Origin of the sequence: Limosilactobacillus balticus (genome assembly GCF_014145615.1) — a bacterium.
In the GTDB taxonomy this organism is placed as follows: Bacteria; Bacillota; Bacilli; order Lactobacillales; family Lactobacillaceae; genus Limosilactobacillus; species Limosilactobacillus balticus.
On record NZ_JACIVH010000069.1, the window covers coordinates 102134 to 122134 of the forward strand.

At 39.4% G+C, this 20001-nt stretch carries 17 protein-coding genes and 1 other annotated feature; of the genes, 4 read left to right on the forward strand and 13 right to left on the reverse strand.

The window, feature by feature from the left end; genetic code table 11:
* Positions 1-102: 102 nt before the first annotated feature.
* From groL to H5S10_RS07485, 3 genes are all read right to left on the reverse strand, one after another.
* A complete protein-coding gene (groL, locus tag H5S10_RS07475) occupies positions 103-1731 on the reverse strand; it encodes a chaperonin GroEL (protein WP_003666369.1) in 1629 nt (542 codons plus the stop codon).
* A gap of 91 nt (positions 1732-1822) precedes the next feature.
* Positions 1823-2107, reverse strand: a complete 285-nt coding sequence (gene groES / locus H5S10_RS07480) for a co-chaperone GroES (RefSeq protein WP_003666368.1) — start codon at positions 2105-2107, stop codon at positions 1823-1825.
* A 234-nt stretch (positions 2108-2341) separates the two neighbouring features.
* Entirely contained in the window at positions 2342-2986 is a 645-nt protein-coding gene (locus H5S10_RS07485) for a redox-sensing transcriptional repressor Rex (RefSeq protein WP_003666366.1), read from the reverse strand.
* Positions 2987-3226: 240 nt separating this feature from the next.
* On the opposite strand from H5S10_RS07485, the gene H5S10_RS07490 reads away from it, so the two are divergent.
* Positions 3227-5164: an ABC-F family ATP-binding cassette domain-containing protein gene (locus tag H5S10_RS07490; RefSeq protein WP_182589200.1), complete on the forward strand. Its 1938-nt coding sequence runs from the start codon at positions 3227-3229 to the stop codon at positions 5162-5164.
* A 30-nt stretch (positions 5165-5194) separates the two neighbouring features.
* Here H5S10_RS07490 and H5S10_RS07495 read toward each other — a convergent pair whose 3' ends face one another.
* The 3 genes from H5S10_RS07495 to H5S10_RS07505 are packed head-to-tail and all read right to left on the reverse strand — an operon-like array spanning position 5195 to position 8154.
* The gene (locus H5S10_RS07495; RefSeq protein WP_182589201.1) at positions 5195-6160 is read right to left on the reverse strand and encodes a ketopantoate reductase family protein; all 966 of its coding nucleotides are present in this window, start codon (positions 6158-6160) and stop codon (positions 5195-5197) included.
* A 13-nt stretch (positions 6161-6173) separates the two neighbouring features.
* Positions 6174-7352 carry a pyridoxal phosphate-dependent aminotransferase gene (locus tag H5S10_RS07500; RefSeq protein WP_182589202.1) on the reverse strand — a complete coding sequence of 393 codons (1179 nt, stop codon included), beginning with the start codon at positions 7350-7352 and terminating at the stop codon, positions 6174-6176.
* A 16-nt stretch (positions 7353-7368) separates the two neighbouring features.
* The gene (locus H5S10_RS07505) at positions 7369-8154 is read right to left on the reverse strand and encodes a carbon-nitrogen family hydrolase (protein ID WP_231795497.1); all 786 of its coding nucleotides are present in this window, start codon (positions 8152-8154) and stop codon (positions 7369-7371) included.
* A gap of 38 nt (positions 8155-8192) precedes the next feature.
* Positions 8193-8435 (reverse strand) — a binding site (T-box leader).
* Positions 8436-8744: 309 nt separating this feature from the next.
* On the opposite strand from H5S10_RS07505, the gene proB reads away from it, so the two are divergent.
* From proB to proC, 3 genes are read left to right on the forward strand one after another with little or no spacing between them, the layout of a single operon-like run.
* Positions 8745-9533, forward strand: coding sequence for a glutamate 5-kinase (gene proB, locus H5S10_RS07510; protein ID WP_182589203.1), 789 nt, complete (start codon positions 8745-8747; stop codon positions 9531-9533).
* Between the two features lie 11 nt (positions 9534-9544).
* The gene (locus H5S10_RS07515) at positions 9545-10789 is read left to right on the forward strand and encodes a glutamate-5-semialdehyde dehydrogenase (RefSeq protein ID WP_182589205.1); all 1245 of its coding nucleotides are present in this window, start codon (positions 9545-9547) and stop codon (positions 10787-10789) included.
* A gap of 17 nt (positions 10790-10806) precedes the next feature.
* Positions 10807-11580, forward strand: coding sequence for a pyrroline-5-carboxylate reductase (gene proC, locus H5S10_RS07520; RefSeq protein WP_182589206.1), 774 nt, complete (start codon positions 10807-10809; stop codon positions 11578-11580).
* A 112-nt stretch (positions 11581-11692) separates the two neighbouring features.
* Here proC and tsaD read toward each other — a convergent pair whose 3' ends face one another.
* The 7 genes from tsaD to H5S10_RS07555 form a co-directional block, all read right to left on the reverse strand.
* Positions 11693-12724 carry a tRNA (adenosine(37)-N6)-threonylcarbamoyltransferase complex transferase subunit TsaD gene (gene tsaD, locus H5S10_RS07525; RefSeq protein WP_153701272.1) on the reverse strand — a complete coding sequence of 344 codons (1032 nt, stop codon included), beginning with the start codon at positions 12722-12724 and terminating at the stop codon, positions 11693-11695.
* An 18-nt stretch (positions 12725-12742) separates the two neighbouring features.
* The gene (rimI, locus tag H5S10_RS07530) at positions 12743-13297 is read right to left on the reverse strand and encodes a ribosomal protein S18-alanine N-acetyltransferase (RefSeq protein WP_153701273.1); all 555 of its coding nucleotides are present in this window, start codon (positions 13295-13297) and stop codon (positions 12743-12745) included.
* Positions 13281-14006 carry a tRNA (adenosine(37)-N6)-threonylcarbamoyltransferase complex dimerization subunit type 1 TsaB gene (gene tsaB, locus H5S10_RS07535; RefSeq protein ID WP_182589207.1) on the reverse strand — a complete coding sequence of 242 codons (726 nt, stop codon included), beginning with the start codon at positions 14004-14006 and terminating at the stop codon, positions 13281-13283. The genes rimI and tsaB overlap by 17 nt, the downstream gene beginning before the upstream one ends.
* Before the next feature lie 145 nt (positions 14007-14151).
* On the reverse strand, positions 14152-15147 hold the full coding sequence (gene galE / locus H5S10_RS07540) for a UDP-glucose 4-epimerase GalE (RefSeq protein ID WP_153701275.1): 996 nt from the start codon (positions 15145-15147) through the stop codon (positions 14152-14154).
* A gap of 110 nt (positions 15148-15257) precedes the next feature.
* A complete protein-coding gene (locus tag H5S10_RS07545; protein ID WP_153701276.1) occupies positions 15258-16229 on the reverse strand; it encodes a Ppx/GppA family phosphatase in 972 nt (323 codons plus the stop codon).
* 3 nt (positions 16230-16232) lie between these two features.
* The gene (locus tag H5S10_RS07550; RefSeq protein WP_182589208.1) at positions 16233-18476 is read right to left on the reverse strand and encodes an RNA degradosome polyphosphate kinase; all 2244 of its coding nucleotides are present in this window, start codon (positions 18474-18476) and stop codon (positions 16233-16235) included.
* Position 18477: 1 nt separating this feature from the next.
* Entirely contained in the window at positions 18478-19992 is a 1515-nt protein-coding gene (locus tag H5S10_RS07555) for an exopolyphosphatase (protein WP_182586213.1), read from the reverse strand.
* Positions 19993-20001 lie beyond the last annotated feature (9 nt).

The window sequence follows — 20001 nt, forward strand, 5'->3', positions numbered from 1 at the left end:
TTTTCGTCATTGATTTTCCACCAATAAAAAAAGACCCTAACATTTGAAAAACAAACATTAGAATCTTTTCTGCCCACAAAATTAAATTTTAGTCAGATGATATTACATCATACCGCCCATGCCGCCTTGTGGAGCAGCAGGAGCTTGGTTATTAGCATTTGGATCTGGCTTATCAGCAACAACCGCTTCAGTAGTAAGAAGCAATGCTGATACAGAAGCAGCATTTTGAAGAGCAGACCGGGTAACCATTGTTGGGTCAACAATACCAGCCTTGATCATATCTTCAAACTTGCCATCTGCAGCGTTGTAACCAATACCTTCTTTTTCGTTCTTTAATTCATTAACAATAACGGAGCCTTCAACACCAGCGTTTTCAGCAATTTGACGAACTGGTGCTTCAAGGGCAGCCTTAACAATGTTGATACCAGTTAATTCATCACCATCAGCATTAATCTTGTCAAGAGCAGGAATTACGTTAATCAAAGCAGTTCCACCACCAGGAACAAATCCTTCTTGAACAGCAGCACGAGTAGCGTTCAAGGCGTCTTCAATCCGGTACTTCTTTTCCTTCAATTCAGTTTCAGTTGCGGCACCAACCTTAACAACGGCAACCCCACCTGAAAGCTTTGCAAGACGTTCTTGAAGCTTTTCCTTGTCGAAGTCAGAAGTTGACTTAGCAATTTCTTGCTTAATTTGGTCAACACGTTCTTGGATAGCTTCCTTTGAACCAGCACCATCAACGATAGTAGTAGTATCTTTTGTAACTGTAACCTTGTTAGCTTGACCTAATTGATCAACAGTAGCGTCCTTAAGACTCATCCCAAGGTCGTCAGAAATAACAGTTCCGCCAGTCAAAACAGCAATATCTTGAAGTTGAGCCTTACGACGGTCACCGAAGCCTGGAGCCTTAACAGCAACAACATTAAAGGTACCACGAATCTTGTTTAATACAAGAGTTGGTAATGCTTCACCAGTAATGTCATCAGCAATGATCAAGAGAGCACGGCCTTCTTGAACAACTGATTGAAGTAATGGCAAAATATCTTGGATATTACTAATCTTCTTGTCAGTAATCAAAATATATGGATTGTCAAGGTCAGCTTCCATCTTGTCGTTATCAGTTACCATGTATTGTGACATGTAACCACGGTCAAAGCTCATTCCTTCAACAACGTCAACGCTAGTGTCAACACCACGAGAATCTTCGATAGTAATTACACCATCATGACCAACCTTTTCCATTGCATCAGCAATTAACTTACCAACTTCTGGATTAGCAGCTGAAATAGAAGCAATTTGTTCGATATCATCCTTTGTCTTTACATCGTGTGACATCTTCTTCAAAGCTTCAACAGCAACTTCAGTAGCCTTATCAATACCACGACGAATACCAACTGGATTTGCACCAGAAGTAACGTTCTTCATACCAGCATTAACAATTGCTTGAGTTAAAACAGTAGCAGTTGTAGTACCATCACCGGCAATATCGTTAGTCTTTGAAGCAACTTCGGCTACTAACTTTGCACCCATATTTTCAAATTGGTTTTCAAGTTCAATGCTCTTAGCAATAGTTACACCATCATTAGTAATAGTTGGTGTGCCATAGCTTTGTTCCAAAACAACATTCCGACCCTTTGGACCCATCGTTGTCTTAACAGTATCAGCTAATTTATCAACACCACTGAGCATAGCGCTCCGTGCATCTTCAGAAAACTTAATTTCTTTTGCCATTTATGTCACCTCAAAATTAAATTCATTATTTAAAAGAGACGGTGAAGGAATTTTATTCTTTCTGTCTCCTGCTCTTAATTCGCTTATTTAACTATTCAACAATTGCTACTAAGTCTTTAGCATGAACAACTAAGAACTTTTCACCGTTGTATTCTACTTCGTTGCCTGCGTACTTATCGAATAATACGCGATCGCCTTCCTTAACAGCTGGAGCAAGCTTTTGTCCGTTTTCTAAAGTACGACCTTCTCCAACGGCAATAACCTTTCCAGTAGTTGGCTTTTCCTTCACATTAGAAGCAAGGACAATTCCACCAACTGTCTTTTCTTCTTCAGTTTCAGCTTTTAGAACAACGCGATCTCCTAATGGTTTTAACACGTTAATCCCTCCATCTTGTTAATAAATTTTATTTTTAGCACTCAAACTCTTCAAGTGCTAACCACATGTTTAAATATAACATGTTCTCTTTAAAATGCAACAAAAACACTTTGACTTTTTTTGACCATTTTTTAAAACTTAAAAGATCATCCATATAATCGATGGCTTTTATTAAAAATTTAGTAAACAAAAAGCATTGGCTTAACGTTTTCATTAAGCCAATGCTCTCCTAATTTATTCAATTGAATCTTCAGTATAATTTTTAATGAAGTAAATTAATGTTTGAAGTTCGTTTGTTAAGTCAATATTTTGAACTTGAACATTTTTAGGCACAGATAAACGAACAGGAGTAAAGTTAAGAATTCCCTTTACACCAGCTTCAACTAATTGATCCGCAACATGTTGTGCCTTGATTCCAGGAACAGTTAGAATAACAACATCAATCTGCTGCTCCTTTAACTGCTTTACCATATCCTCGGATGGGTAAATTGGAATACCGCTTTTGACTGTATTGGCGTATTCTGGCTTAGTATCAAATGCTGCACTAATCCGTAAATTGGTGTCTTGATGGAAATTAAAGTTTAACAAGGCACTCCCTAAACTACCAACCCCGACTAAGGCAACACTAACTAATGAGTCTTGGTGCAAGATTCCCTTAAAAAACTTTAATAGACTTTCAACGTCATAACCGTATCCCCGCTTACCTAATTCACCAAAATATGAAAAGTCACGCCGAATCGTTGCCGAATCAACTTGCACAGCCTCCGAAAGTTCAGTTGATGATACCCGTTGCTTGTTTGCGTCTTTCAATACATTTAAATAACGGAAATATATTGGCAACCGTTTCGCAGTCGCGCGTGGAATCTTTTTATTAGCCATTCTACTTTTGTTCCTCCTAAAACAAGCCCTTCTCAACCTAGTTTGCCAACTAATTACTAAGTTTTTGACAAGGATAATGTTACTAATTTTTACTTTGTGAAATTTAAGTCTGTGTATATTCTAGCAATTAAACCCTTTTTTGTGAACTAAAATACAAAAATATTTTCAACTTTTTATTTAAAATTAAAAATCTGCTAAAATAAAACCATATTAAATCAACGAAATAAATGAGGTTTCAATATGTTACTTTTACAGACAAATGACGTTGTGCGTCGATTTGGCGCGGACGTTTTATTTCACAATATGAACATGCAAATCCAAGAGCATGGCCGTACTGCGCTTGTTGGGCGTAATGGTGCTGGCAAAACGACCTTGTTAAAAATGATCGCTGGAATCACCGAACCAGATGAAGGAACAATTACGAAGGTTAAAGATTTGACAATTGGTTACTTGGCTCAAGATCAAGGACTCGATAGTCAAAATAGCATTTGGACCGAGTTAGATACTGTTTTTACTCCTCTCCATAAAATGGAAGCACAAATTCATGATCTTGAACAGCAACTTGCTGATCTTGACAGTACCGATAGTAATTATCAACAAATTCTTTCAACATATGATAGTTTACAAACTGCCTTTAAGAAACAGGGTGGTTTTGAATACGAATCACGTATGCGGGGAATTTTACATGGGTTTGGCTTTGGTGAAGACAGCTATGATACACCAATTAATTCTCTTTCAGGAGGGCAAAAAACTAAACTCGCCTTAGCAAAGATTCTTCTGCAAGCACCTGGACTTTTGATTCTAGATGAACCGACTAACCACCTTGACATGAACGTTCTTTCGTGGCTAGAAGATTACCTTAAAAGTTATCAAGGCGCGTTGCTTATCGTCTCTCACGATCGTTACTTCTTAGACCGTGTTGTTAGCGACGTTTATGATCTCGATAATAAAACGCTCACCCACTATACCGGTAACTACACGCAATTTGTTAAACACAAGCAAGAACGGTTACAAGCAGAGTGGAAACATTATGACCAACAACAAAAAAAGATTGCCAAGTTAGAAGACTTTGTTAATCGAAATATTGTTCGCGCCTCAACAACTAAACGTGCCCAGGCGCGGCGAAAGCAATTAGAAAAAATGGAGCGGCTTGAGCGTCCAGAAACTGATGATAAATCAATTCATTTCCAATTCCATTCTGAAAAAGATAGTGGAAATGAAGTTCTTGATGTGGAGCAGGCAAAAGTTGGTTACGATGAACAGATTCTTGCCGGGCCACTTTCATTTAATGTCCGTAAGCCACAGCGTGTTGGGATTATCGGGCCAAATGGAATCGGAAAGTCAACTTTACTAAAATCTATCCTCCATAAAATTCCGTTAATTAGCGGATCGATTAAACTCGGTGCTAACCTCGATATTGGTTACTATGATCAGGAACAACAGCAATTGCACCCAAACAAAACGGTTCTGGAAGAAGTATGGGATGACCACCCAGAAGTGCCTGAAAAAGATATTCGTTCATTATTAGGTAGTTTCTTATTCGTTGGTGATGATGTTTATAAAGTCGTTCATGACCTATCTGGTGGTGAAAAAGCACGACTAGAGTTAACTAAACTCTCATTTAAACCGATTAATTTTCTTATCCTTGATGAACCCACTAACCACTTAGATATCGATAGTCGAGAAGTGCTTGAAAACGCAATTAACGAATTTAGCGGAACTGTTCTCTTTATTTCTCACGACCGTTACTTTATTAATCAGGTTGCAACGGATATCCTAGCAATGGAACATGATGGAATTAAACATTATGAAGGGAATTATGATGACTATCTAGTTGCTAAGGAAAAAGAAAGTTCACCTAAAGCTACTTCGCATAACTCCAACACGATCGCTAAAGCACCAGCTGGTAAGCAGTCTTATCAGCAAAGTAAAGAACAACAGCGCGCTCGCCGAAAAATTCAGCGACAAGTCGATGAACTAGAACAACAGATGGCGGAATTGGAAGAAAAGCAAACTGCAATTCAAGAACAAATGAGCCAACCAGAGATTGCTACGGATATTGGAAAATTAACCGATCTCCAAAAAGAACTTGATGAGTTATCAGCTAAATCTGAAGAAGTTGAACTTGCATGGACAGAAGCAGCAGAAAAACTGGAAGAATTTGATCAAGAAAACTAAAAGAAGAAGCGGGAAGATCCGCTTCTTCTTTTAGTTTTGCCGAAATTTGCGAGTATTTTCTGCAAGGTGAACTAAATTACGCAAGAAGTCGTGAGTTGATGCCTCATAGTTATACTTCTTACCCAGGTCATAAATGTACCCATTAATGTAGTCGACTTCCGTTGGCCGATTCTTACTCATATCTTGGTACATCGATGGATAATGAAGCGGGTTGGTGACTTCACTTACATATTTAATCGTTTGCCACTCCTCTTCACGGGTACTTAAGAGCTGGATACCAGCCCGTTCTGCAACATCAAATGCTTCATTAATTAGCTGTTTACCAAGCTTTTCTGCACCATCATAATCGATAAATTGTCCCATTTGAATCTCAAAAAGCGTGCAGATTGTATTAATGACAGAATTGAAAACTACTTTTGTTAGTAGGGTACCATAAAAATTATCATTAAGATGGGGATTAATATTCGCCGTGGTAAAGTCCTCAACAATTTGTTTTACTCGCTCATCTAGCTCGCCGACTTGAGGCGCTAAGTTGATCGAACCAGCACCAGGTTTACCAATAAAGTCCACATCTCCCGCCTTATTAAGGACTGTGCCGATTAAACAGGTACCGGCAACGACATGTTCTTTAGGAAAATAGTAGTTAATTTTTTCAATATGTCCCATGCCATTCATCCCCGAAAAGACATATTGATGGTCAGGACGGAAGAAATGAGCACTGCGTTGTAATAAATCACTGAGCGTCATCTGCTTGGCAAAAACGATAAATACATCTGGATCGCCCTCATATTCTTCTGGGGAGTAAATATTAATTGGTACAAGGTGACGATTCTCATGGTCCCGAGAAACATAAACCCCACCCTGCTGTTTAATAGTTTCAACTTGAGGAGCCCAGTTATCAACAAAATCAACCTTCGCACCTGCCAGTTCTTGAAGCAATACGCCAAATCGTAGACCCATTGCACCTGCACCTAAAACCGTATATTTCAAAGCCATAATCTTTTCCTCCCTAATTAAATAAATTCAATTTAGCAATCCGCTCAACGGCTTCCGTTAATCGCACTGGTTCAATCAAAAGGCCAATCCGCACATAACCTTCACCGTGTTTACCAAAGCCATTGCCTGGTGCTACTGCCACACCAGCTTTGTCCAATAACAAATCTGCAAAGCTTTCACTAGTATAACCCTTTGGAACCGGCATCCAAGCATAGAAAGTACCCTGGGGAGTGAATGCGTGCCAGCCAATTTTTTCGGCCGCATTAATAAAGGCATTCCGTCTTTCTTCATAACGGCCAATAATTTCGGCAATTGCCGCATCACGTTGTGGCAGCGTTAAGGCATCAATAGCCGTTTCCTGTAAGGCAGGAAAAAGGCTAACAAATAGGTGGTCTTGAATTAAATTGATTGCTTCGATAATATCCGCATTACCAACCGCAAATGCGATTCGCCAGCCTGCCATGTTGAACGTCTTAGAAAAGGTATAAAATTCAATTCCCACATCTTTAGCACCTGGTGTTTCCATAAAACTAACTGGAGCTTGACCGTCAAAGCCAATTGCGCCATAGGCAAAGTCACTAACAATGCCCACATGGTACTTTTGGGCCCACGCAACTAATTTTCGATAAAACTCGGAAGTAGCTACAGCGCCAGTGGGATTATTAGGATAGTTAAGGTAGAAGAATTTAGCACGTTGAGCCACCTCTTCAGGAATTGCCTCTAAATCTGGTAAGAAATTATTTTTTGCTAATAATGGCACTGTTTCAAAATTAACTTCTCCTAATGCCGCTCCGGATAAGTAATCTGGATAGCCTGGATCAGGAAGCAGGAAAGTGTCGCCGGGATTCATCAATGCCCATGGCAATTCTACAAGCCCAATCTTGGAACCGCCCAAAATTGCAACTTCTTTTTCTGGATCAAAATCAGCTCCATATTTTTCAGAATAAAATTTTGCCGCCGCTTCTTTAAATGCTGGCAATCCCCGAAATAGTGAATACTTATGAGTTTGCGGATCCGTCACCCATTTTTGCGTGCTCTTAACAATATAATCTGGCGTTGGCTTATCAGGATTTCCTTGGCCAAGATTAATAACATCGACCCCTTCACTTATTTTTTTATTAACCTTGGCAACTAAATTGGCAAAAAATTGTTTCGGTAAAGTGTCTAATAATTTAGATTGTTCAAAATTCATCTTTTCCATCTCCTTCTTAATGATAAAGACTTGGTCGACGATCCTTAAACACCGGAATCGGTCCCCGAACCTGTGCTAACTGTGCTAGGTCAATTACTGCATAACTTACTTGTTCAACTTCTCCTGCATCATGGATAATACGGCCAAGCGGATCAATTACTAATGAATGGCCATTAAAACTATTCTCTAAATCTGTCCCAACACGATTGGCCGCAACTACAAAGGCTTGATTTTCAATTGCCCGTGATTGAAGCATTATTTGCCATTGTTTAATCCGGTTGCTTGGCCATTCTGCTGGAAAATATAAGATGTCAGTTCCATAACGAGCAACTGTTCTAATCCATTCAGGAAAACGTAAATCATAACAAATAAAGCTTGCACTCGGAACTCCAGCTAATTTAAAATAATTTTCTTTGTGCCCAGCTTCTAGATATTGGTCTTCATTCATCAATCCAAATAAATGCACCTTATCGTAACTGCTAATTAGGTTTCCCTTTTGATCATAAACATAAGTAGTATTAAAAAAAGAATGTCCACGTCTCACCGCTACTGAACCGCCAACAATGTTAATTTGATTTTTTAGCGCTAACTCACTAAGGAATTGTTGCGTTTTTTGACCATTTTCATCTGCCACTTCTGATAATTGATCTAAGGCATAGCCAGTATTCCACATCTCTGGCAAGACAACGATATCTGTATGATGATTAGCAGCTTCTTCAATTGCTTGTTTAGCTTTTTGATAATTTTCAGCAGGATTTCCTAATTGAATATTAAGTTGAGCTAATGCAATTTTTCGTCTCATCACTTTCACCTCCATAAAAAATACCCGTCCTTAACTTAAGTAAGGACGAGTATTTTCGTGGTGCCACCTTAATTTACTATCCACTCACATGAATAGCCTCAGGAAGTTCATAATAAACTTCGATACTTGATAACGGATACCAGCCGACAAGCGCTTAGTTTTCCCTCACGCTTGTTGTATTTTTTAAGACCATCTTCAAAGCAACTTGTAATTTTCTTCCACCACCCGAAAACTCTCTTAATGCTAAATTACTTTTACTCTTCTTAAACGACTAATATTTAATTGTTGTCCGTATTCTAATTTATTTCTAATCTTTTGTCAATCTATTTTTAATTAAGATTCAAAAATAATTAGTCTTGACAAAAGCTTAGTATTCCAATTAAAATTTTAATTGTAGATAAAAGTAGGTCAGCCCAGGAACGATAGTCGTCGACTGCAAGCTATCGCCAGTACCGAAGCCCTGCTACAACTTTAATATATTCTAATAATAAAATAATTTAAAAGTGTAAAGTGCGTCTTTAAACGAGAATGGTACCGCCATAATTGGTGTCTCGGTTAAAGGCGCTTTTTATTTTTTGAAAGGATTCTCTATGACTCATAAAATACAAAAAGTGGTTGTTAAGATTGGGACGAGTAGCCTTGTTCTCCCTAATGGAAAAATTAATTTACGAACAATCGACCAACTCTCATTTGTCCTTGCGACATTAAATAATCAAGGATACCAACTTATTCTTGTTTCCTCGGGAGCAATTGGCGTTGGTCTTGCAAGTTTAGGATTAACAGATCGCCCTGCCGAAATCGAACAACAGCAAGCCTTAGCATCTATCGGCCAGGCTGCTTTAATGCGAATCTATTCGCAACGATTTTTAGATTATCAAACGCACGTTGCCCAACTTCTCCTTACCCGTGATGTGCTCACTTACCCTGTTAGTCGGCAACATACGCTTAATACAATTAATACTTTACTTCAGCAAAATGTAATTCCGATCGTTAATGAAAATGACCCAGTGTCAGTTGATGAGCTTGACCATTACACTACTTTCAGTGACAATGATGAACTCTCTTCCCAAGTCGCTATTGCCATTGACGCAGATGAACTAATCATTCTTTCGGATATCGATGCCCTTTATGACAAAGACCCTCATAAATTTCCTGATGCGCAAATAATTAAAGAAGTACCAGTCCTAACGCCAGAAATAGAGAACGCCGCAAGCGGTAGTAGTACCAGGTTTGGAACAGGCGGAATGGTAACTAAATTACGGGCGGCTGCCACAATGATGCAAGCAGGCAAACAAATGATTTTATGCAATGGTCGTGATCCTAAAATTCTTTTTGATATTTTTAATGGTCATACTATTGGTACTCATTTTGGAAAATAGGAGTGATGATAATGAACCAAGAATTAATCGCAATTGGAAAAAGAGCTCAAATTGCTGCGAACAAACTAGCTTTAATGAATACTGCCACCAAAAACAAGGCCTTGCTTCAATTGGCAAATGACCTAATTAAAAATAAAAAACAAATTATCACTGCCAACCAACAAGATTTGGCAGCTGCTACCCAAATGCCAACTAAATTTACGGATCGGTTAATGGTCAATTCCCAACGCATTGAGGACATGGCTAACGGTCTCCGGACAATCGCTGACTTGCCCGATCCCACTTCCCAAATCGATAAGGGGTGGATTACCAAAGATGGGTTGCAAATTCTTCAACGGCGCGTACCATTAGGGGTAATTGGCATTATCTTTGAAGCACGACCAAACGTAACTGTAGACGCGACCGGCCTCACATTTAAGAGTGGCAATGCGGTTATTCTACGGGGCGGAAAGGAAGCTATCCAGACTAATACTGCCCTAGTAAAAATTCTTCGCGAATCATTACAAAAACAACATTTACCAATCGATGCGGTTCAACTTATTACCGACACTAGTCATGCAATTGCTGATGAAATGATGAATCTCACTGACTACATTAATGTCTTGATTCCACGAGGCGGCCGAGCCCTTATTCAGCGGGTTGTAACAACAGCCACGGTCCCTGTTATTGAAACCGGTGCAGGTAATTGCCACGTTTATATTGATAAGGATGCCGACCTAATAATGGCGACTAATATTGCTGTAAATGCAAAAGTACAACGACCTTCTGTATGCAATGCCGCCGAAAAACTACTTATCCACCGCGATATTGCCACTGAATTCCTTCCTGTCATCGCCAAAGCTTTAATGGCACATGGAGTCCAATTACGCGGTGACGAAATGGCTTGCCAACTAGTATCAACTATCCGCCCCGTTACTGATGAAGACTGGAAGACAGAATATAATGATCTAATTATGGCCGTAAAAATTGTTGATTCCCTCGATGATGCAATTAACCATATTAATCACTACAGTACTCATCATTCAGAATCAATTATTACAAAGAACATTACCCGGGGACGCTATTTCCAACAAGCTATTAATTCTGCTTGTGTTTACGTTAATGCCTCCACGCGATTTACTGACGGAGGAGAATTTGGCTTTGGCGCTGAAATTGGTATCAGTACTCAAAAGCTTCACGCCCGGGGACCAATGGGATTACAACAATTAACAACAATCAAGTATGCAATTACCGGTGATGGGCAAGTCCGGAAATAATTTAGGAGGTTTTTTAGATGAAAGTTACAATTATTGGTGTTGGAAATATGGGGACCGCAATTATGAAGGGATTAAACCATACGCAGAATTTTACCCTCAGCGCGATGAATCCTGTTAATCCACGTGTTACTAGCCTCGCTGAGAAGCTCGAATTTAAACTCGTTAATACAAATAGTGAAGTAGTTAACCTTACACCCGAGATCGTAATTTTGACTACCCCGGCCCCTATTACAACCGCGGTCGCGGAAGAATTAGCCGTCCTTAACAACCACACTATTTTTATCTCTGCCGCTGCTGGAATTACTCATGCAGACTTAGCAAAAGTTCTTCCGAATAAAGAAATTGTTAATATCATTCCCAATACACCAGTTGAAGTTAATGCCGGCACAATTGGTCTTGCCTTACCAACCGGAATTTCTGCTGAAGCAATTTCAAAAGTAATGACTGTTTTAAATAGTCTTGGTGATGTCATTGAAGTTCCAGAACGCCAACTAGATATAATTGGTGTTATCGGCGGCTGTGGCCCTGCATTTGTTGATGTGATGATGGACGCAATGAGCGATGCCGCCGTCAAGCATGGTCTCGATCGCCAAACCGCCTATGAAGTTATTGCTAGTATGGTAAAAGGTACGGGAACACTAGCCTATGATAGCAAGCTTGCCCCGGCATTATTACGCGATCAAGTAACGTCACCAGCGGGTACAACAATCAAGGGCGTGGAAGCATTGGAAAAAAATGGTTTCCGATACGCCTTGATGGATGCCGTTGACAAAGCAAATGGCGAATCATAAAACGCAAAAAAACTGCAGTTACGTTCATAAGAGACGAAGAGCGCAGTATAACAATGGCCTCCAGTGTTCGGAAACACGAACACTAGAGGCCATGACTGTTTGGTTATGGTTATTATTTATTCTGAATTCGATCAAACATCAATCCTGGTACTGCATTCAAGTCTAAGCCTGCTCGATCGCCATGTTTGTAGTTAACATAACCAGCGGCCCCAATCATTGCAGCATTGTCGCCACATAATTTCAATGGTGCTTGCAACATAGGGACATCAGGATGAAATTCCTTCATGTCATGATCTAAACGAGTACGGAGACCATGATTTGCAGCGACCCCACCAGCTAAAATCAGTTGTTTCACTGGGTAATCATCTAACGCCCGCATTGTTTTTTCAGCAAGCACGTCAATGACACTTTGTTGGAAACTGGCCGCAAGATCATATTTATCTAATTTTTCCCCACGTTGGTCTGCGTTATGAACAGTATTGATGAAGGCACTCTTCAACCCACTAAAGCTAAAGTCATAATTATCTTCTTTTTCCATTGCTCGTGGAAAATTAAAAGTATCTTTGCCTTTAGCTGCCCATTCATCAATCGTTTTTCCTGCTGGGTAATTAACTCCCAACACACGACCAATCTTATCATAGGCTTCACCGGCAGCATCATCACGTGTTTCACCAATAATTTGGTATTCATGTTCTGATGGCATATAGACTAATTCTGTATGTCCACCGGAAACTAATAATGCCATTTGTGGATATTTAAACTCTCCAACATAGCGTGCGGCATAGATATGACCAGCCATATGATTAACCGGAACTAACGGAAGATTATGAGCCCATGCGATCGTCTTCGCTGCTGTTACTCCAATTAATAATGATCCGACTAATCCTGGACCATATGTTACCGCAACAGCATCTAGGTCATTATAGTCTACCTCTGCTTGCTCTAACGCTTCATTTGTACACTTGGTAATTTGTTCAATATGATGGCGACTAGCTACTTCTGGTACTACTCCACCAAAACGCTGATGACTATCGATTTGCGTTGCAACGATATTGGAAAGGATTTTAGTTCCATTTTCAATTACGGCAACACTTGTTTCATCACAGCTTGATTCAAACGCTAAAATTAATGTGCGTTCTGTCATAATAAAATACTTTCACCTCTACCTAAGTAAGTTTGCTTGCATATCAACGGCATCTTCATGATTGTCTAAGTAATAACGTGGTTTAATATGCTGGTTACGAAAGCCTAAACTCTCATATAAGCGACGAGCTGATACATTATGCACTCGTACTTCTAAACTCATCGAATGTAATTTTAAATGCCGGGCATAGTTTTTGGCAGTTGAAATAAGATACGTTCCAATCCCTTTATTTTGGTAACTTGGGGTAATCCCAATATTCGTAATATGCAAATCATAATGATACCAATCAATAGCCGTTCCCATAAACCCAACAATCTGCTGGTCATCCTCAATAACTAAATATAGTCGATCACATGGCCGCTGTAGTTCAATGCGGAAAGCAGCATAACTCCATGGTGCTTTCCCATAGATTCTTTCTTCAATTTCGACTAAAGTTTGAATATCTTGCTCTTTTGCCATCCGAACCACATACTGATGGCCGGATATCATTACTATTCGTCGAGTAAAATCAAGGATCGGTCGTTTAGCAGGATTGGTCGTATTAACAAACCATTCTTTAAACTTCTCGAACATAATTCTTTCTTTTTTCTCCAGGATGAAGTTTTTGCCAATTAGCCTCTGCTTCAGTAATTCGTAAATAGTGTGGAACAAAGGGGGCAATCTCTTTAACCGGTTCCTTCGTTTCACCAGCAAGAGCTAATTGATACGTTGACGGAATGCTATAAGATCGTGGCAAAAGGGTCACATTAGCTGGCAATTGATCATATTTGGCCTGAATCTTATCAGTCATATTACCCACTAAAACAACTTGTTGATCTAATTTTGCAAGCTGGTCAAGCAAAACATCAATTCCTAAATGCTGATCTTCTATTTTAGTTATTAACTCGCCATTTTCCCACTGGTAAGCTCCAGCAAATACATTTCCTCGTCGTGCATCAAAGAAAGGAACAATAATTGCTGATGATGTTGGAACCACATTACGTGCTAACACTGCTAAACTTGATACGCCAACTAAGTCAATTTTTTCAGTATCAGCCAATACTTTAGCTGTTGTAACTGCAATCCGTACTCCCGTATAAGATCCTGGTCCCTGTGCAACCACTACTCGATCAATATCTGTTGGCTGCCACTGAACTAACTCAAATAACTTACTAATTGCTGGCATTAAGTAAATACTATGATTGCGAACCATATTAAGGGTCGTCGTTGCCAACAATTGCTCATCTTCAACCAACGCTACGCTCATTGGGTGGTTGGATGTATCGATGGCTAGAATCTTCATCTTTTATCAATCCTTTCAATCATCTTACATCTTATCACACTGGATCAGCTTTGACTTCTCTTTTAATTTCTTTTGTTTATTTACTACAAAACAGGCCCCAGCAAAATTTTTACTGAGAGCCTGTTTATTATTTTAAAACCGGTTATTAGTCGCGATCATCATAACCTTTTGGATGGGTTGAATGCCACTTCCAAGCAGTTGCAATAATATCGTGAACATCATCATATTTAGGACTCCATCCAAGAATATTACGCGCCTTATCACTAGCAGCAACTAATGAATCTGGATCTCCTGGACGGCGTGGTGCCATTTTAGCTGGAATAGGTTCACCAGTTACTTCCCGCGCCGCTTCTAGCATTTGCTTATTAGAGAAACCAGTGGATGAACCAAGGTTAAAGGCATTACTCTTGTTACCTTCCTTAAGGTACTTAATAGCAAGAATATGAGCATCTGCTAAATCCATAACATGAACATAATCACGAACATTAGTACCATCTGGTGTGTTGTAGTCATCCCCAAAGATACTTAGTTCATCCCGCTTGCCTTGCGCAACTTGAAGAATAATTGGAACTAAGTGTGTTTCTGGACCATGGTCTTCACCGATCGTGCCATCAGGAGCAGCCCCAGCAACGTTGAAGTAACGGAGGGCAACAAATTTAATACCGTAAGCTTTATCAGCCCAAGCCATCATTTCTTCCATCATTAACTTACTCAAGCCATATGGGTTAATTGGCTTTTGTGGGTCCGTTTCCTTAATTGGCATATGTTCTGGAACCCCATAAGTAGCAGCAGTTGAACTAAAGACAATATACTTAATATCATGATCATGCATCGCTTCAAGCAAAGTAATCATTCCACCAGTATTATTATCAAAGTACTTCAATGGCTTACTCATTGATTCCGGTACAATTGAGAAAGCAGCAAAGTGAACAACTGCAGTAATATCTTCATTGTCAAAAATCTTATCTAAGAATTGACGATCACGAATATCGCCTTCGTAAAACTTAGCCTTGGGATTAATAGCATCCCGATGCCCCGTTGATAGGTTATCAGCAACTACTACATCTTCACCATTTTCAATAAGATCTTTTACCATATGGGAACCGATATATCCGGCACCACCAGCAACTAAAATTGACATCTTGTTTCCTCCTTGATCCAACTAAAGCTTTCATAGTGATTGTAGCACAGTTTTACTGTTTCCAATTAGTAAAATTTAGTAAAAACAAGTAAAAGTTTTAGCGAATAATTTTATAGCGAGGATTCTAACCGATCAAAATTAATCTGCTGCTCAAGGTACTTAAATAATAAACCTTCTCTTAATCCACTATTACTAAAGCTAATCTCATTAATTGATAATTGCCGGACAAGAGAAATAAGCGGAAGCAGTCCTCCAACAATTACATCTGCTCGTACTTTCGTAATTCCACGGATTCCTGCTCGCGTCTGCCGATCCGCCTCTAATAACTGCCGCATAATCAAAAAAGCTTCTTCTGAACGCATTGTTAATCCGTGAACTGGCCTGACCTCATCTGGATTAAGAGCTTGTTGCCACCGATATACCTTTGCCAATGCACGGTTACATCCTCCTAATGCCACAATTTTTGTTTCCCGCATCCGATTTAGCCATAATTGTTGCGAGAGAACTTCATCAATTTTAACCATGGCATCAAATAAATCAGCGGGATTAATCTGATCCTCAAGGTGGTAAGTTTGTGAAATGCTGACTGAGCCGATTGGAATACTAACCGTTTCTTCTGCTTCACCATTATTCACCGAGATCAATTCCATACTTGCTCCTCCAGTATCAACGATTATTCCCTTATCAATTGGAAGAGTCTGGTTAACTCCAACATAGTCAAGATATGCTTCTCGTTCCCCACTAATTACATGAATTTCAAAACCAGTTTCTTGCTGGACCTTTTCAATAAATTGCAGTTGGTTTTGTGCTTGACGAACGGCGGCAGTTGCAACCGCAATAATTGTCAGATCCTTATCTCGGTATCGGTCACAAATTGTTCGAAATTCTTTTAAGGCATTAATAGTCCGCTTTACAGGAGTTGCCTTCAGCATTTTTTCCGGCCCCATATTAGAGGCAAGGCGAACATACCTTTTTTCGTACTGAACCGTTTCAAAGCTCCCATTTTCTTGAATTTTTGTTATTTTAAGCCGAACGGAATTTGAACCTAAATCAAGAATTGCCAAGTACTGCTCATTACTCATAAATTACTCATCCTTTCGCTCATCTAAATGAAGATTGGGAACATGGCGAGTCAAAGTTTCAAAAACAGAAGAGAAATGTTTTTTGGCTTTTTTCTCCTTCTTCTCACGCGCATTTAATTTCATTGCTTGTTTGACAAAGTATTCTTGTGAGTTGAATGGTGCGGCATCACCACGATCAATCCGTTCATAATGGTCTCCTACTAATCGACGAGCTTTAACATTATCCTTCCACATGACGTCAAAAATATGAATTGCATGAGCTTTTGTGTCTGGCTGGTTAACGGGATACAATTCTTCAACCCGCCGATTAAGATTTCTAGTCATCATATCCGCACTTGCAAGGTAAACTTCCTCATGCCCATTACTCTTAAAGTAGTAGATCCGGGAATGCTCAAGGAAACGCCCAATAATAGAATGAACTTCGATATTCCCATGCAGTTCTGGCAGATCGTTCCTTAAACAGGTAATGCCCCGAATTAATAACTCAACCTTAACTCCACTAGCAGCAGCAGCGTATAGACGGGCAATGATTTGCTTGTCAGACAAGGAGTTCATCTTCATCCGAATCAACGCTGGATTACCATTTTTGGCATTTTCAATCTGCTCATCAATTTTGGCATTAATAAATGTCCGGATTCCATCAGGAGATACTCGTAATTCATTGAAATAAGCTGGTCGAGCAAATCCTGACAGCATATTAAAGAGGTTCGTCATATCAATACCCAGTTCATGGTCACAAGTAAACAAGCCCATATCAGTATAAAAATGAGCTGTTACATCATTATAGTTACCCGTTCCTAGGTGCATATAACGCCGAAGCCCATCCTCATCACGGCGGATAACTAGGGCAACTTTACAGTGCGTTTTGAGACCAACCAAACCATAAATAACGTGGCAGCCCATTTGTTCAAGTCGTTGTGCCCACCGAACATTATTTTGTTCATCAAACCGTGCTTTAACTTCAACCAAGACTGTTACTTGCTTCCCCTGTTGCGCGGCCATTCCGAGGTATTTAATAATCGGTGAATTACCAGAAACCCGGTAAAGTGTCATCTTGATTGCTAAAACATCTGGGTCAATGGCTGCTTGATGAATAAAGTTAACCACGGCTTGAAAATTATCATAGGGATGCTGCATTAAATAGTCTTTCTGGCGAATTGAGGAAAAAATATTATGTTCCATGTCTAACGCTGGGTTGAGGTATGGCTTATATGGCGGATAGCGCAAGTCATCATGTCCATCAACCATCCCCGATAATTTTTTCAAGAAAGTTAAATCGACGGGCCCATCTACTTCATATAGTGATCGTTTACTTACATGCAGGTTATCAATTAACTGATTCTTTAACCATTCATCGATTGAAGCAGGAACTTCTAACCGCATCACCTGCCCATGCTCTCGTTCCCGCAATTGTCGCTTGACAGCTCGGAGCAAATCAGATGTATCTTCTTCAGCCACATCTAAGTCCATATCCCGCATAACCCGATATGACGCTGTAGCTAAGATCTCGTATCCTGGAAAAAGCGCGCTCAGAAATTCAGTAATGATTTCATCAATCAAAATGAAACTATTTTCTCCTGGTAACCGAACTAACCGCTTATAAATTTCTGGAACACGAACCGTTGCAAACTTGATATCTGCTTCCTGTCGATCATCATGAGGCTCCATTTGCGGACGATGAACTTCTTGATCTCCTTCTAAAATTTCCTCTGCAACTTGGCTAGTGGTTGAATGAACTTGACGCCGCAACTGAACAGCAATATTCAAGGAATTATTGGAAATAAAAGGAAACGGACGTGAAGCATCGTCTGCCATGGGAGTCAAAACTGGCATTAGCTCATCATTAAAATATCGACGAATAAATTCATATTGCTTCTCATCAAGTTTGGAGACACGAAGAATATGAATATTATTTTTTGCAAGGTCCGGGATAATTTGTTGATTGTAAACTTCATACCGTTGCTTAACCATTCGATGTTCCTTTTCATTCACTGCATCCAACTGTTCTTCTGGAGTTAAACCAGACGCGTCAGTAGTAGTAACATTGGCAGCAGCAAGTTTATGAAGAGAAGCAACCCGCACCATAAAAAATTCATCAACATTGCTTTGTGTAATTCCTAAGAAGTTAGCACGTTCTAACAAAGGATTGGCAGTATCAGTGGCCTCTCCAAGTACTCGTCCATTAAAGTCAATCCAGCTCAATTCCCGATTGACATAATTCTGTGGCTTATAAAACTCCTTATACATCTTAATGATTGCTCCTCTCAGTTAAGACCGGTTCAATTCCATATACATCCTTAAATAGTTGCGACTTTTTACTAAAAGACCACTTCTCAAGAACAAGGTCATCATTAGCGGTTGCTTTTATGATCAAACGGCTATCTCCTACTAACTTCAATTTAATACTTGAAATTTTTTGCAGCCGTGAATCATCTAATGCATCTACTAATCGCAAAATAGCAGCTAATTTTGCTACTGGCATCTGGATCTCATCATCGAGGTGGCGATAATGAGCTTGACTAATATCTGGAGACTCTGCACTATGATATCTGGCCACTTCAGCAATAATCCGATTATCTTTATCCGAAAGGCCGATCAAGGGATTAGCCTCCATAATATAAGCAGAGTGACGATAGTGTCCCCCCTGATTAATAAAATTACCAATATCATCAATTCTACTAGCAATTTCTAATAACAATCGCTCATGTTGACCAAGACGATGAATTGGGCGTAATTGGTCAAAAAACTGAAGAGAAAAGCGTGTTACAAAATCCCGGTGAGCTGAATCAACACCATATCGTGAAGAAATATTGTCGGCAGCTGTTCTGATCATTTCATTAATTTGACGTCTTGTTTTAGGATTAGCAACCCCAATTCCATGGGAAATCCCATCCATTGTTGAAATATCAGTTACATAAAGGCTAGCTGGTTGTATTAAGCGAACTGTTCGCGCCGTTACCAAATAATTTGGTAGTAGTAATTCAAATTGCTGATCATCAATCTGAATATTCTTCATCAAACCATCTTTTACTGGTGATAAAATTTTTTGATAATCATCATGAAATTTATCTAGCGGCACTTCAGCGATCTGCTGATCATTTGGCAAAAATAATTTATTGAGTGAGAGGGCATTTTGCACCATCATTACTGTATGCTTTTTCTTTGTCAATTCTGGCGTTAAATACTCTAATTTACTACTAATGTAATCTTGAATAATTTCAGTTGGATTGGTGGCAGTTTTACGGAGACGGTCCACCAACTGACTGATTTTTGCATTACCAAGATCAATATCCCATGCACGTTCGAAGCTTCCATGGTGAAAATAAGCCAAGGTAGTCGAGCTAAGACCAATGCTTAAGAGATACATATTGTGTTTACTAAGTTTCTCAAAATCTGGTAGCAAAGTTAAAAGGTAACTCATTGACTGTGCCATTAGTTGGTTATTGTTTAACCATTCAATCTGTAACCCCGTCCGAACTTCTAACTGATCAGCCACATATCTAGTTGTAACTGGATCAAGGTCTTCCAAATCCCCATAAAATTTAACTGGTGTTGCCTGGTAGTCATTAATGATTTGTTTAAATCCTTCAATATTGTTAACAATTGCAGTCATATTTTCTGAATAATTAGCCACTTTAGCATTTCCGATATTTAACAGGCCCGATCGAACGCTATTTATCACTTTGAAAGTAGGTATCTCAATAATTCGTAAATTAACTTGATCGGGTTCAAGGTAAATAATCGCCGTTAAAGATCTTTTCACGTCAACTCA